This window comes from Micromonospora sp. NPDC051296, assembly GCF_040682255.1.
Lineage (GTDB): Bacteria > Actinomycetota > Actinomycetes > Mycobacteriales > Micromonosporaceae > Micromonospora > Micromonospora craterilacus.
In genome coordinates, this window is record NZ_JBFBAO010000162.1 from 1 (window position 1) to 14,317 (window position 14,317).

The following is a 14,317-nucleotide window of genomic DNA, read 5'->3' on the forward strand; positions in this document are numbered from 1 at the left end:
ACCCCGGCGTTGTACGAGTTGACGTAGTTCGCGTTGAACCTCGGGTCCTTGTAGCTCGTACCCTCGGTGGCCTTGATGTAGGCGAACTGGATGCCCGGCCGTGGGCGACGTACTCCAGCTCCTCCTCGTCGCCCTCGGCGTACCACTCGCGCAGCGACGGAGTCACGGCGTGCGCCTGCGCCGCGGCAAGGCCGTGCTCGGGCAGCCTGGCCAGCATCGGCACGGTCGCCGGCACGTACACCCGGACAAGCTCGTCGGTCACCGTTGGTCTCCCCCGCTCCGCTCCGCCGGCCGGCGACGCCGCCGGCCGGACGCACGCCCACGCCGTACGCCGTGACCGTCATACACCCCGCACCCACCCCGGTGGAAGTTCCGACCGAGGTCGGGTGTGTCCGAGGCTCGGGTCGGCCGCGCCCCGCCGGCCCGGGTAGGTTACGCCGAAAGCAGCCGGCGATGGCAAACTGAGGCAAACGACACCAACCCGGGGAGTTTTCGTGGAGCCGAGGTTCCTGCTCCTGTCCGACGTGGCCACCGAGCTGAACGTGTCGGACTCGCAGGTCTACCACATGGTCCGCAGCGGCGAACTACCCGCGATCAAGATCGGCGGGCGGGGCCAGTGGCGCGTGGAGCGCGCCCGGCTGGAGGAATACATCCAACGCAAGTACGCGGAGACCGCCGAGTGGGTACGCGGCAACCCGCTGGCCGAGCGCGACCCCGAGTAGCCGCAGAACCACGCCGGGCCATTGACCGCGGGCTTCATCTTGGCCGAGAATGAAGCCGATCGGAGGCAAACGAAGGCAAACGTAAGAATCCACGGCTGGCACAAGGAGCAGGGGGCAGCGCAATGACCGACCCACGGCGACCCGGGCCGGCCCGTCCACCCGTGCGGCTGCGCCCGGCGCCCGCGTTCGACCCTCCCTTCATGGACGAGGACACCAGCGGCTGGCCCGGCCCGGCGCACGGCCAGCTCGCCCTCGATCTCTTCGCGGCCGCCCAACGATGGCCCACCCGCCGCGAGCCCGACCGGCCGCCCACCCGGCGTACCGTCGCCCCCGGTCCAGGGGCCGGCCTGGCGGGCACGCCGGCGTCGGGCGAACCCGGGGCGCGCACCCGCCCGACGCCGTCCGGGCCGGGCCACGAGCCGGCCCGGCACCTGCCGCCCGGAGCCCTGGCGACGGCCACCCCGGCAGCCACCCGGGTGGCCCACCGCTTCGTCGCCAGTTGCCTGGAGGTCTTCAACGGTTTCCGGCCGCCGGTGCAGCTCCGGCGCCAACTCGACCCGGCCCGATCCGCACAGTTACTGCCCGAGCTGGCCCGAGCCACCGCTCGCGGCGCCCCGGCACGACGCCGCTCGACTCGGCCAGGCCTCCGGCTGCGCCGGCTTCGGGTCTGCGAGCCGCGCCCCGCCGCCATCGAGGCCGCCGCCGTGCTCACCGGCCCCGCCGGCAGCACCTGGGCGATGGCGCTGCGCCTGGAACACCGGCGCGGCACCTGGCTCTGCACCGATCTCCGCGTCCTCTGACCGCCCCGCGCGACCGCCCCCAGGTCTGCCGCCTGAGGCTCGCGACAATCGACCTGGGGGCCAGACGCGGCGGAGCCGTGGTCACTGGGACCACGGCTCCGTCAAACCGTCACGGTGGGGACTCAACCAGCCCCGACCGGTCAGCTTCCGCCTCTACCAGCCAGCAAACCAGGTTGGCTGCCGGCCTGACCAGTTAGCTGGCCGAGGTGCCGCCCGGGGCGCCGTGGCAGCGCTTGTACTTGCGACCCGAACCGCAGGGGCACGGCGCGTTGCGGGACGGGCCGTTGCTCGCGCTCGCCTGCCCCGACGCCGCCGCCTGGCGGGCGGTGGTCGACGCGACCCCCGGGCCACGCAGGCCGCCGGCCGGGCGCTGAGGCGCCGTCGGGGCCGTCCGCCCCGGTGCCGCCGGCGTCGTCGGCTCCGGGCTCCCGATGCCGAGCGCCGGGGCCCGCTGGTCGTCGCGCTGTACGGCGACCGCACCGGCGCCCGCCTCACCGTCGATGGTCGGCGCGGAGTACTGCAACCCCTGCTGCTGCGGCGCACGGCCCAGGCCCTTAGCCCGGATCTCCACCGGCCGGTCCAGCAGCTGGACCTCCTCGGCCTCCGGCTCCGGCTCGTTGACCTGCACGTCGAGGTTGTAGAGGAAGCCGACCGTCTCCTCCTTGATGCCTTCCATCATGGTGGTGAACATGGCGAAGCCCTCGCGCTGGTACTCCACCACCGGGTCGCGCTGGGCGTACGCCCGCAGGCTGATGCCCTCCTGGAGGTAGTCCATCTCGTAGAGGTGCTCACGCCACTTGCGGTCGATGACCTGGAGCAGCACCATCCGCTCCAGCTGCCGGGTGCCCTCGGTGCCGAGCTGCTCCTCACGCCGGTCGTACGCGGCGTTCGCGTCCTCCCTGAGCTGGGCGACCAGGAAGTCGGCGTCGATGCTGGCGCGCGAACCGCCGGCCTCCTCCTCCAGGTCCTCGACGGTGACGCCCACCGGGTAGAGCTGCTTGAGGTTGGACCACAGCTGGTCGAGATCCCAGTCCTCGGCGTAGCCCTCCGTGGTGGCCCCCCGCACGTACGCCTCGACCACGTCGTCGATCATGTTGCGGACCTGGTCGGAGAGGTCCTCGCCGTTGAGTACGCGCAGCCGCTCGGCGTAGATCACCTGGCGCTGCTTGTTCATGACCTCGTCGTACTTGAGGACGTTCTTGCGGATCTCGGCGTTCTGCCCCTCGATCTGGGCCTGCGCGCTCTTGATCTGGCGGGTGACCATCTTCGACTCGATGGGCACGTCCTCCGGGATGTTGAAGCGCTCCATCACCGCCTCGACCGCGCCGGAACGGAACCGCTTCATCAGCTCGTCCTGCAGCGACAGGTAGAACCGCGACTCGCCCGGGTCACCCTGCCGGCCGGAGCGGCCGCGCAGCTGGTTGTCGATCCGCCGGGACTCGTGTCGCTCGGTGCCCAGCACGTACAGCCCGCCGGCGGCGGCCACCTCATCGGCCTCGACGTCGCAGGCCTGCTTCCAATTCGGCAGGACCTCCTCCAACGCCTTCTCGTACTCCTCGGCGTTCTCCACCGGGTCGAGGCCGCGCTGGCGCAACTCGCTCGCGGCGAGGAACTCGGCGTTGCCGCCGAGCAGGATGTCGGTGCCTCGGCCGGCCATGTTGGTGGCCACCGTGACCGCGCCCTTACGGCCGGCCTGGGCGACGATCTCCGCCTCGCGGGCGTGGAACTTCGCGTTCAGCACCGCGTGCGGGATGCCGCGGCGGCGCAGCAACTGGGACAGGATCTCGGAGTTCTCGACCGAGACGGTGCCGACCAGCACCGGCTGCCCGGCCTGGTGCCGCTCGGCGATGTCCTCGATCACCGCGTTGAACTTGGCCTTCTCGGTCTTGTAGATGACGTCGGCCCGGTCCTGCCGGACCATCGGCCGGTGGGTCGGGATGGTCACCACGCCGACCTTGTAGACCTTGTTGAACTCGCCCGCCTCGGTCTGGGCGGTACCGGTCATGCCGGAGAGCTTGTCGTAGAGGCGGAAGTAGTTCTGCAGGGTGATGGTGGCCAGCGTCTGGTTCTCCTGCTTGATCTCCACCCCCTCCTTGGCCTCGATCGCCTGGTGCATGCCCTCGTTGTAGCGACGACCGTGCAGGATGCGGCCGGTGAACTCGTCGACGATCAGGACCTCGCCGTCGCTGACGATGTAGTCCTTGTCGCGCTTGTACAGCTCCTTGGCCTTGATGGCGTTGTTCAGGTAGCCGACCAGCGGAGTGTTCACCGACTCGTAGAGGTTGTCGATGCCGAGCCGGTCCTCGACCTTGGCCACGCCACGCTCGGTGACCGCGATGGTGCGCTTGGAGTAGTCGACCTCGTAGTCGCCCTCGCCGTCCTTGCCCGACTGCAGGCGGGCCACCACCGCGGCGAACTCGCCGTACCAGCGCGCGGAGTGCTCGGCCGGGCCGGAGATGATCAGCGGAGTACGGGCCTCGTCGATCAGGATGGAGTCGACCTCGTCGACGACGGCGAAGTTGTGGCCGCGCTGGACCAGCTCGTCCTTCGACCAGGCCATGTTGTCGCGCAGGTAGTCGAAGCCGAACTCGTTGTTCGTGCCGTAGGTGATGTCGCACTCGTACGCCGCGCGGTGCTCGGTAGCCGGTCGGTTGGGCAGCACCACGCCGACGGTCAGCCCGAGGAACTGGTGCACCCGGCCCATCCAGGCGGCGTCACGCTGGGCCAGGTAGTCGTTGACCGTGACCACGTGCACGCCCTTGCCGGACAGCGCGTTGAGGTAGACCGGCATGACCGAGGTCAAGGTCTTGCCCTCACCGGTCTTCATCTCGGCGATGTTGCCGAAGTGCAGCGCCGCTCCACCCATCACCTGGACGTCGTACGGCCGCTGGCCGAGCACCCGCGCCGCTGCCTCCCGGCAGACCGCGAACGCCTCGGGCAACAGGTCGTCCAGGGTCTCGCCCTCGGCGAGCCGTTCCCTGAACTGCGCGGTCATGCCGCTCAGCTCTTCGTCGGTGAGGTTGACGTAGTCGTCCTCGATCGAGTTGACGGCGGCGGCAATCGCCTTGAGCCGGCGCACCATGCGCCCCTCGCCCGCGCGGAGGACCTTTTCCAGAATCGACACGGATCAACGCTCCCCTAGACAGTCTCGAACCATCGTAGGCGTTCCACCGGGCCGATGGTCACTGGTGGCGGTGGTCAGCAACCGCGAAACCGACATAACACGCCTCAGGCCCACCCGCGCCCCGCTTTTCCGGTTACGCCGTGGGCGAACGATCCGGCACGATGGGTCGAATGGAGCCCGTGGAGATCACCGAGGACGGCCTGGTGCTGCGCCCGTGGCGAGACGGCGACGCAGACCCGGTGTACCGCGCCTGCCAGGATCCGGACATCCAGCACTGGACCACCGTGCCGAGCCCGTACCTGCCCGAACACGCGCAGAGGTTCGTTGCCGACCGGGCGCGGCAGTGGGAGCTTGACACCGGCGCGCCCTTCGCGGTCTGTGACGCCGCCACCGGCGAATTGCTCGGCGCCTGTGGTCTGAACACCATCGACCGCAACCACGAGCTCAGCGAGATCGGGTACTGGACCGCGCCGTGGGCACGCGGGCAGGGGGTCGCCGTGCGCGCCGTCCGGGCCGTGGCCCGGTGGTCCTTCCAGGAACTGAAGCTGCGGCGGCTGATCTGGGGAGCCCTGGCCGGGAACCACGCCTCCCGGTTGGTCGCCCGCCGAGCCGGCTTCCGGATCGAGGGACGGCTCCGCGCCGCGGACCCGGAGTACGGCACCTACGAGTGGTTCGGCTCGCTGCTGCCCGGCGAGGTGCCGGCCGCCGGCGAGGTCGGGCCGGCCGGCCCGGGCACGATAGAGGCCCGTCGGGCGGCCCTCTTCGGCCGGCCACAGCCCATCCTCTTCGCCACCGCCGGGCAACATGAGCTGCGCCTGCGCCCGCTGGAGGAACGCGACCTCGACGCGGTGGTGACGACCTGCCAGGATCCGGACACCCTGCGCTGGACCACCGTCCCGGAGAGCTACGACCGGGCCCAGGCCGAATCGTTCCTGACTCTCTGCCGGGACGGCTGGGCCGGTGGCACCGCCATCAGCTTCGTGATCGCCGACCCGTGGGACCGCTACGCCGGCTCGATCGACCTGCGGCTCTCGGCCACCGACCCGCTGCTGGCCGACGTCGGCTTCATGACCGCGCCGCACGCCCGCGGCCGGGGCTACCAGCCGGCGGCGCTGACCGCGGTGACCGCCTGGGGCTTCGCCACGCTCGGGCTGGCCCGGGTCGAGTGGCGGGCCAACGTCGGCAACGCCGCCTCCCGCCGGGTCGCCGAGAAGGCCGGCTTCACCGTCGAGGGCACCGCCCGGGGCGGGCTCGACCACCGGGGCACCCGGGTCGACGCCTGGGTCGGCGCGCTGCTCGCCGAGGATCTGGCATGACCCCGCCGACGATCGAGGCGTACGGGATACGGCTGCGTCCGTTCCGCCTCGACGACGTCGCCGACATCGCCGCCGGTTGCGCCGATCCGTTGGTTCAGCGCTACCTCGACGCCCTGCCCAGCCCGTACACCGAGGCCGACGCCCGGTACTGGGTCACCGAAGGCGCGCCGGCGGCGTTCACCGCCGGTGGCGCCGCGTACGCCATCGCCGACCCGGCCACCGACCGGCTGCTCGGCACGGTCGGGCTGAGCCACCCGGTGCCGCAGCGGAGCCAGGCCGAGATCGGCTACTGGGTCGCGCCGTGGGCGCGCGGCCGGGGGGTGGCCACCGCGGCCACCCGGGCGCTGGCCGCCCACGCCTTCGCCGCCGGCACCGCCCGGCTGGAACTGCTCGCCGACGTCGAGAACGCGGCCAGCCAGCGGGTCGCGCTGGCCGCCGGGTTCCGGCCCGAGGGGGTACGCCGGTCGGGCGGACCGGTGCGGGGTGGCGGCCGGCGGGACCTGACGGTGTGGGTACGCCTCGCCGACGACCCACCTGGGCCGTCCCCGCGCCCGCTGCCGGATCTGCCCGCCGGCCGGCTCACCGACGGCGTGGTCGCGCTGCGCCGCCTCGGCCCGGAGGACAACGACGAGATGTACCGCCTGCACACCGGTCCGGAGGTGGTGGCCAGCCGGGTACCGCCGGAGCCGCCCACCCGGGACGAGATCGACCGGCGCGCCCGCGGCGCGGAGAGCCAGTGGCTGGTCGGCACGGTCGCGAGCATGACCATCCTCGACGCGACGTCGGGGGCCGTCGCCGGTGGCTGCGCGCTGGTCCACGACCAGCCCGGCAGTGGCCAGGCGATGCTCGGCTACAGCCTGCTCCCGCAGTGGCGTGGGCGCGGCTACGCCACCCGCACCGTACGGCTGCTCGCCCGGTGGGGTTTCGACCACGTCGGTCTGGTCCGGCTGTGGGCGGGCACCCTGCCGGAGAACGTGGGCTCCCAGCGGGTGCTGGAGAAGGCCGGCTTCCGGCGCGAGGGGCTGCTCCGCGGGCGGCTGCCCGGCGCGGCCGGCAGCCGGAACGACTCGACGGTCTTCGGCCTGCTGCCCACCGACCTGGCGGACTGACCGGCACCCAGTGGGGCGCGGGGCGACGGTGTCGCTCTGCAAAGGGCCCGGCACGGCGGCTCGGGTCGGGGCGACCCCGACCCGAGCCGGCGTCACCGGTCAGAGGGCCAGCGAGATGATGCCGTAGTCGTAGGCGTGCCGCCGGTAGACCACGCTCGGACGGCCGGATTCCTTGTCCTGGAACAGGTAGAAGTCGTGGCCGACGAGTTCCATCTGGAACAGGGCGTCGTCGACGGTCATCGGCTCGGCGGGGTGGACCTTCTCCCGGGCGATGTGCCAGGGCTGGTCGTCGTCGTACTCTTCCTCGGGCCGCTCGGCGACCGCGGTGGCGGTGCCGGCGTCTGCCAGCGCGGGCAGGTCGGTCACCGGCAGGCCGGCGGTGGCGGCGGCGACCGACAGCGGCGCGTGCCGACCACGGTGGACCCGGCGCCGGTCGGCGGCGCGGCGCAGCCGGGCGTCGAGTTTGGCGATCGCCGCGTCCAGCGCGCTGTAGAAGTCGTTGGTGCAGGCCTCCGCCCGGATTACCGGGCCACGGGAGACGCAGGTTATCTCGATCCGCTGGCAATGGTCGGCCTGGCGCGGATTGCGCTCGTGAAACAGCTCGACATCGACACGGATTAGCTTGTGGTCGTAGCGTTCGATCTTCGCGAGCTTCTCTGCTACGTGCACCCGGTAATGGTCCGGCACTTCGACGTTACGGCCCTTGACCACGATGTCCACGTGACCTCCCTCTTTCGGACGGTCGTTGATCCGAGAACTCCGGTCGCGCCGCCCCGGGGATGGCCCCACTCGGCGTCGACCGGTCAATACGGCTACGCCTCCTTTCACCGCCAGGGGTGGGTGGGATGGCCTTCCTACCCCCGACAGCCAAACGCTAACTCCTGTTTGCCCGGCCGTCACCCCCAGTCGCCAAGACCGGCTGTGAATTTCCACAGCTCATACACGAAGGGGTGAAACGGAAACACAATCGGTCACCGCTGGTGCCTTTTCTCCGTCGCGGCCAGCACCGCCGCCACCGATGGCGACAGCCCGTGCACGGTCAGCACGCGACTCACCGCGGCGAGGGTGACCCCGGTGGTGACGATGTCGTCCAGCAGCACCACGCTCGACCCCGGTGGCACCGGGCCGGCACCCGGCCGGGCCCGGAACGCCGCCGTGGCCGCCGCCGCCCGCGCGGCGCTGTCCAGCGTGACCGAGTCCGGCCGGGGCACCGCGCGCACCGGACGCCGTACCCGCACCGGCCAACCCGCCGTGCGCAGCCGCCGCGCACAGTGCCGGGTCAGCCGACCGAGGTGGTCGCCGTAGCGGGACCGGGCCGCCTGCGGGGTGTCCGGCACCGGCACCAGCACCACCGGGCGCACCGGGCCGACCGCCGCCGCCACGACCTCGGCGAGCAGGGCACCCAGCGGCCGGGCCAGGGCGTGCCGGCCGTGCTCCTTGTACGCCAGCAGCGTCTCCCGCAGCGGCCCGCCGTACGCACCGAGGGCGTGACAGGGCGGCAGCCCCGGCGGGGCCGGTGTCGGCCGCGCCGGCCCGGGGCGCAACGCCCGCAGCGCGGTCACGCAGTCCGGGCAGACCCCGTGCCGTAGCCCCGACCGGCGGTCCCGGCAGCCGGCGCACTCCGCGGGCAGCACCAGGTCGGTCAGGTCCGCCCACAGCCCGCCCAGCACGGCGACTCAGTAGAGGAAGAACGGCGCAGTCGGGCTGCCCGCACGCACCCCTGCCGGCGGCGGGGTGACGTCCTGGACCTGCTCACGTCGGATCTGCTCGGACGGGTTGCGGTAGGCGACGCCGTTGGCCTCGTACATGAACGAACCGGCCAGCGGGGTGCTGGGATACGGGGTGCTGGGATACGCGGCCAGGTGGGTGACGTCGGTGCCCACGTCTTCCCGCAGCCGGGTTTCCAGCGCGCCGTCGAGGCTGACGTCGTAGATCGCCGGACGGCCGGCCGAGCCGGCCACCACCAGCCGGTTCTCCCCGGACCAGTCCACCGCAGTCGGGTTGACCAGGGAGGTGACCAGACGCCGGGCCGGACCGACCGTGGGCAGCCCACCCTCCCAACTGATCGTGGCGACATGCAGCGCGCCACCGACGATCAGGGCGATCCGGTGCCCGTCCAAGGCCGCCGCCACCGCGCTGACCTGGTCGGCCAGTCCGAGCTGCACCGGCCGCATCACCGCCTGGTCGTCGAAGCGGTACAGCTTGCCGTCGGCGACCACCAGCCCGTACGACCGGCCGTCGTCGCCGCGGAGCCAGACCGGCCGGCCGATCTTGGCGTGGTCGGACTCGGCCGTCGAGAAGACCTCCACCGCATTCTGACCACGGCCGACGGCCAGCCGCTGCCGTCCGTTCGCCCCGGCCACCACCAGGGCGGCCAGGACATCCTTGTCCTTGCCGACGCGGCGCAGCCCCGCGGAGACCACGTTGCGGTTCGCCTCGGCGGCCACCGGCACCGCCCCGGCGGATTCGTTGGCCAACGCGAGCGGGTGGATCGCCCCCTCGTAGACACAGAACCGCCAGGCGCTGTCGTCGAGCTCGTACAGCGGGTACGCCGCCCGTTGCTCGCTCAGGTCGATCGTTTTGCGCGACTGGTTGAGGATCTTGATCTCCAGGGTGCGGACGAGTTCGGGCAGCGACCAGGCCAGCTGGATCCCGAGTTGGCTCAGCCGTTCGTCGTCGACGCCGGGCATGTCGAGGTTGACCTCCCACCGGCCGTCCGCACCGGTGGCATTGTTGATCATTTCGGTGCGATCAGGCAGGCCGGAGACACCGACCCGCAGCCACTCGGAGGGGCCCGCGGTCAGCCACCGGACCACCTCGCTCACCCGGCGCTCGGCCGGCACGGCCGAGGGGAGATACCGCTGGTCCGACACCAGCCGGGAGCGGTCGGAGCTCCAGAAGTAGATCGACTCCGCCTGGTAGTACAGGCGCAGCGCCTCGTCGCTGAGCAGCAGCACGTTCGGCGGGTCGCTGACGAAGTAGCCGCCGTCGTCCTGGCCCGCCGGGCCAGCTCTGACCAGCCGGAACTCGTACGTCGACTCGGTGGCCAGCGGGGGCACCAGCATGCCGTTGGCCCGCAACAGGCCGACCTGCTGCACGGAGATGGTGACCTTCATGCTGTCGACGTCCGGCTTGATCACCGGGTCGTCGGTGAGCCGTACCACCGACAGCGCCACCTCGCTGCCCTGCTTCTCCTGCAACCTGGCCTTGTCGGCGGTCGCGATGAACCGCTTGACCCGCTCGTACGCCCGATCCGGTTCGCCTGCCGCCGCGGCCAGGAAGTTCCGCACGAAGACCTCGGCATCGCTGCCGCTGGCCTCCCGCGTCGGCGGGTCGAGCCCCCGTCCCAACGACCAGTTCGTCTCGGCGGCCGGCCCGCGCTGCTCGATCTGCACCTCGGTGCGGTCGGGAATGCCGCAGCCGACCGCCGTCATGATCAGCGCTCCGCCCAGCACGCCACCCAACAACCGTCGCCTCACGAACCCACCTCCGCGCGCTGCTCGGGGACGGGCGCAGGGTCAACCGCCAGCGCCCCGCCCGGGCCCGGCCCGATGGCCAGCAGGCCGCTGCTGGCCGGCGCCCCACCGAACGGCAGCGTGGCGTCCGCCGGCACCAGGCGCAGCGGCGAGGTGGTCAGCCGGTCACCGGCCCGCGCCGGCACGGTGAGCCGGAACTGGGCCCCCTGCCCCGGCGCGCCCCACGCCTCCAGCCAGCCGCCGTGCAGCCGGGCGTCCTCCAGGCTGATCGACAGCCCCAGCCCGGTGCCGCCGGTCTGCCGAGCCCGGGACGGGTCCGCCCGCCAGAACCGGTTGAACACCAGCTTTTCCTCGCCCGGCTTGAGCCCGACGCCGTGGTCGCGGACGGTGAGCGCGACGGCGGTCTCGTCCATCCCCAGGGTGATCCGCACCGGCCGGCCCTCGCCGTGCTCGACGGCGTTGCCGACCAGATTGCGCAGCACCCGTTCGACCCGGCGCGGGTCGATCTCGGCAATCACCGGGGCCGCCGGGACGTCCAGCTCGATGGCCACCCCGACGCGCTCGGCCAGCCCGGACAGCCGATCCACCACCCGGTGCACCACCGGCACCAGGTCGGTCGGCTCGGCGTCGAGCACCGCGAAACCCGCGTCGAACCGGCTGATCTCCAGCAGGTCGGTCAGCAGTTCCTCGAACCGGTCCAGCTCGGCCTGGAGCAGCTCGGCACTGCGGGCCACCGCCGGATCGAACTCGTCCCGCTCGGCGAAGATCAGGTCGGCGGCCATCCGGACCGTGGTCAACGGGGTCCGCAGCTCGTGCGAGACGTCCGAGGTGAACCGGCGCTGCAACCGGGACATCTCCTCCAGACGCAGGATCTGCCGTTGCAGGTTGGTGGCCATCTGGTTGAACGACGCGGCGAGCAGGGCCAGATCGTCCTCGCCGTTGACCGCCATCCGCTGGTCGAGCAGCCCGGCGGAGAGCCGCTGAGCGGTGCGGGCGGCCACCCGCACCGGGGTCACCACCAGCCGGGTCACCAGCGCGGCCAGCAGGCCGAGCAGCAGCACCAGGGCGGCCCCGGTGCCCACCACGGTGGCGCGCGCCTGACCGGCCGTCTGGTCCTGCAGAGTCAGCGGTACGAAGTAGTACAGCTCCACCTGACCGAACCGGGTCGGCACCGGAGAGCCGTAGACCAGGTACTTCGTCGTCGGCCCGTCAGCGGTGACGCGGCCGGTCCGGATCTGGTTGGCCACATGGCCGCCAGCCACCGCGGCCCGCAGTTCGGGGCTGATCAGCGACCGGATGTCCACCGCGGGCGAGGTGCGCGGCTGGATCGCGTCCTCGTTCTCCGCGGTGATCGCCACCACCACCCCGCTGGTCTGCTGCGGGTCACCGCCGGCCAGGTAGTTGACCGTCCCGTCGATGGTCTCCTGGAGCTGGGCCTCCTGGGCCTGGCTGTAGAGGCTGAACTGCTTCGCCGCGTACTCCGCGCCGCTGGTCAGCCGCAGCTGCACGTCGGTCTTGGCGTTGTCCAGCAGGATGCTGGTGATCTTGTCGGCGATCAGGTACGCGAACCCGCCGACCAGCAGGCTGGACGCCACCAGCGTGATGGTCACTACACGCACCTGCAACGAGCGCCGCCAGGTCTGGTGCAGCCCGGCGAGCAACCGGGCGACCCGACCGCTCAGCCCACGCCACAGCTCCCACCCGGCACCACGCCGGCGGGACGTCGTGTCAAGATCCGGAATCGGGGAGGTGGTCACAGTGTGACCAGGCTATCCGGTACCCGCCTTGTAGCCCACGCCCCGCACGGTGAGGATGATTTCCGGCCGCTCCGGATCCGGCTCGATCTTGGCGCGCAGCCGCTGCACGTGCACGTTGACCAACCGGGTGTCCGCCGCGTGTCGGTATCCCCAGACCTGCTCCAGCAGCACCTCCCGGGTGAAGACCTGACGCGGCTTGCGAGCGAGCGCGACCAGCAGGTCGAACTCCAGCGGCGTGAGCTTCACCTCCTCACCGTTGCGGCTGACCGTGTGCGCCGGCACGTCGATGGCGATCTGGTTGCCGGGCGGGCCGATGGTGAGCAGCTCCGGCGCCGCGTCCTCGCCGCGCCGCAGCCGCGCCCGCATCCGGGCCACCAGCTCCTTGGGCTTGAACGGCTTGACCACGTAGTCGTCCGCCCCCGACTCCAGACCGAGCACGACGTCGACCGTGTCGCTCTTGGCGGTCAGCATGACGATCGGCACTCCCGACTCGGCGCGGATCGCCCGCGCCACGTCGATGCCGCTCATTCCGGGCAGCATGAGGTCGAGCAGGACGATGTCGGGCCGGTTGTCGCGGAACGCGGCCAGGGCCCGTTCCCCGTCCGCCACGAAGGAGGGCATGAAGCCTTCGCTGCGCAGGACGATGCCGAGCATCTCGGCGAGCGCGGGGTCGTCGTCGACCACCAGTACCCGGGCTCTCATGGGGTTAATGTTTCCATCCCGTTCAGGTCAAGTGGGTTCGGCGTCACCCGGCACGCTACTGCCCACATGCGCCCTGTGCCCAGCACCGGCCGGTTGCACTGCCTGCGCGAGCCGCCCCACCGGGCGGGGCTCCACCCGGGCGCACCGCGCGTGGCACCATGATCCCTGGCTACGCCGTCGCGCGCCACCGCCCCCGGCTCCAGGAGTACGCGTGCCCGAAACAGGCCCGACCGCCGTACTCCCCGGCCGCCCGCTCACCGTCGGCGAACTGCTCGACTCCGCCGTACTGCTGCTGCGCGGGCACGCGACCGCCCTGCTCCCGCTCGCTGCCGCGCTGGCCGTCGGCGAGCAGCTTCTCCTGCTGCCGCTGCGCACCGCCGTCGGGGTCAGCCCGCCGCTGTGGTGGGTACCCGACCTCGGCGGCCTCGCCCCCTTCTGGTTCCTGCTCGGCGTCGGCGCGGCGACCGAGGCGATGATCATCATGCTGCTCGGCAACCCGGCCACCCGCGCCGCCGGCAACGCGCTGCTCGGCCACCGGGCCACCGCCCGGCACCTGCTGCGACCCACCGGCGCCCGCTGGGGCGCCACCGCCCTGCTCTGCCCGCTGGTCGGCACCGCGATGCTGCTCGCAGCCCTGCTCGGCCCGGCCTGGTTCGTCGGCTTCGCCCTGCTCGGCGCGGTGACCCCGGCGCTGGTGCTCGACCGGGTCGGGCCGCTGCGCGCGGTGGCCCGCTCCGCCACGCTCGCGCTGCGGGTCGACGGTCGCGGCGCCGCCCTGCGGGTGCTGGGCTACCTCGTCTGGTGGATCATCCGGGTCGGCCTCGGCTGGGGCCTGTTCACCGGGCTGTCCACGCTCGGCCTGATCACGGCGGGCTGGGCCGTCGCGGTGGCCGTGCTGGTCTGGGCGGGCGTGAACGCGGTCGCCTACGCCGCGTTGGCCTGCCTCGACGCGGTCGTCCACCTGGAGACCCGGATCCGCACCGAGGGGCTGGACATCCACCTCTCCCGCGCGCCGGCCGGCGTACCGCAGGCGGCCCTGCTGGCGGTGCGCGGATGAGCTTCAGCCGGTGGTGGACCGAGACCACGGCGGCCCTCGGCGACCAGCTACCCCTGCCACTGGCCACGCTGCTGCTGGTGCTGGGCACGGCGCTGGCCGCGACGGCCTGGTACACCCACCCCGAATGGGTGCCCCGCCGGCTGCCCCGGCTGCGTCGGCGACGCCCCAGGCGGCCGGCCCGGCCGGCGGCCGCCAGCACCGCACCCGCGCCCGCCACCGACCTGCCGCAGCCGGTCGCACCGCCGGCCAGCATC

The 14,317-nt window shown here is 72.3% G+C and carries 12 protein-coding genes and 1 pseudogene; 6 read left to right on the plus strand and 7 right to left on the minus strand.

Annotation, left to right across the window (positions count from 1 at the left end; translation table 11 throughout):
• Positions 1–146 (minus strand): GH25 family lysozyme (locus AB0M52_RS18250; protein ID WP_363954738.1); only part of this gene is annotated, 146 nt, incomplete at its 3' end.
• A 348-nt stretch (positions 147–494) separates the two neighbouring features.
• On the opposite strand from AB0M52_RS18250, the gene AB0M52_RS18255 reads away from it, so the two are divergent.
• Both AB0M52_RS18255 and AB0M52_RS18260 read left to right on the plus strand, forming a co-directional pair.
• The gene (locus tag AB0M52_RS18255; protein WP_204034581.1) at positions 495–722 is read left to right on the plus strand and encodes a helix-turn-helix domain-containing protein; all 228 of its coding nucleotides are present in this window, start codon (positions 495–497) and stop codon (positions 720–722) included.
• Between the two features lie 122 nt (positions 723–844).
• Positions 845–1,522, plus strand: a complete 678-nt coding sequence (locus AB0M52_RS18260; protein WP_363954712.1) for an Rv3235 family protein — start codon at positions 845–847, stop codon at positions 1,520–1,522.
• 193 nt (positions 1,523–1,715) lie between these two features.
• On the opposite strand, the gene secA is transcribed toward AB0M52_RS18260, so the two are convergent.
• Positions 1,716–4,646: a preprotein translocase subunit SecA gene (gene secA, locus AB0M52_RS18265; RefSeq protein ID WP_363954715.1), complete on the minus strand. Its 2,931-nt coding sequence runs from the start codon at positions 4,644–4,646 to the stop codon at positions 1,716–1,718.
• Between the two features lie 170 nt (positions 4,647–4,816).
• Here secA and AB0M52_RS18270 point away from each other — a divergent pair, with 170 nt between their 5' ends.
• A complete protein-coding gene (locus tag AB0M52_RS18270) occupies positions 4,817–5,962 on the plus strand; it encodes a GNAT family N-acetyltransferase (protein WP_363954717.1) in 1,146 nt (381 codons plus the stop codon).
• Complete coding sequence (locus tag AB0M52_RS18275) at positions 5,959–7,071, plus strand: GNAT family N-acetyltransferase (protein ID WP_363954720.1); 1,113 nt, start codon at positions 5,959–5,961, stop codon at positions 7,069–7,071. The genes AB0M52_RS18270 and AB0M52_RS18275 overlap by 4 nt, the downstream gene beginning before the upstream one ends.
• A gap of 99 nt (positions 7,072–7,170) precedes the next feature.
• Here AB0M52_RS18275 and raiA read toward each other — a convergent pair whose 3' ends face one another.
• From raiA to mtrA, 5 genes are all read right to left on the minus strand, one after another.
• Complete coding sequence (raiA, locus tag AB0M52_RS18280) at positions 7,171–7,791, minus strand: ribosome-associated translation inhibitor RaiA (RefSeq protein WP_363954723.1); 621 nt, start codon at positions 7,789–7,791, stop codon at positions 7,171–7,173.
• Positions 7,792–8,042: 251 nt separating this feature from the next.
• On the minus strand, positions 8,043–8,741 hold the full coding sequence (locus AB0M52_RS18285; RefSeq protein WP_363954726.1) for a ComF family protein: 699 nt from the start codon (positions 8,739–8,741) through the stop codon (positions 8,043–8,045).
• A 6-nt stretch (positions 8,742–8,747) separates the two neighbouring features.
• The gene (locus tag AB0M52_RS18290; protein ID WP_363954729.1) at positions 8,748–10,550 is read right to left on the minus strand and encodes an LpqB family beta-propeller domain-containing protein; all 1,803 of its coding nucleotides are present in this window, start codon (positions 10,548–10,550) and stop codon (positions 8,748–8,750) included.
• Complete coding sequence (gene mtrB / locus AB0M52_RS18295) at positions 10,547–12,304, minus strand: MtrAB system histidine kinase MtrB (RefSeq protein ID WP_363954732.1); 1,758 nt, start codon at positions 12,302–12,304, stop codon at positions 10,547–10,549. Before mtrB ends, AB0M52_RS18290 begins: the two co-directional genes overlap by 4 nt.
• A gap of 12 nt (positions 12,305–12,316) precedes the next feature.
• Positions 12,317–13,006 carry an MtrAB system response regulator MtrA gene (gene mtrA, locus AB0M52_RS18300; protein ID WP_013731734.1) on the minus strand — a complete coding sequence of 230 codons (690 nt, stop codon included), beginning with the start codon at positions 13,004–13,006 and terminating at the stop codon, positions 12,317–12,319.
• Positions 13,007–13,217: 211 nt separating this feature from the next.
• Here mtrA and AB0M52_RS18305 point away from each other — a divergent pair, with 211 nt between their 5' ends.
• A complete protein-coding gene (locus AB0M52_RS18305; RefSeq protein ID WP_363954735.1) occupies positions 13,218–14,063 on the plus strand; it encodes a hypothetical protein in 846 nt (281 codons plus the stop codon).
• Positions 14,060–14,317, plus strand: a pseudogene (locus AB0M52_RS18310) (DUF4129 domain-containing protein); the annotation flags it as partial. The gene AB0M52_RS18305 and the pseudogene AB0M52_RS18310, both read left to right, overlap by 4 nt.

Bases quoted from the DNA above. Each gene is read 5' to 3' on its own strand.
- mtrA (WP_013731734.1), bottom strand. From the start codon at position 13,006: ATGAGAGCCCGGGTACTGGTGGTCGACGACGACCCCGCGCTCGCCGAG.
- AB0M52_RS18270 (WP_363954717.1), top strand. From the start codon at position 4,817: ATGGAGCCCGTGGAGATCACCGAGGACGGCCTGGTGCTGCGCCCGTGG.
- AB0M52_RS18275 (WP_363954720.1), top strand. From the start codon at position 5,959: ATGACCCCGCCGACGATCGAGGCGTACGGGATACGGCTGCGTCCGTTC.
- AB0M52_RS18260 (WP_363954712.1), top strand. From the start codon at position 845: ATGACCGACCCACGGCGACCCGGGCCGGCCCGTCCACCCGTGCGGCTG.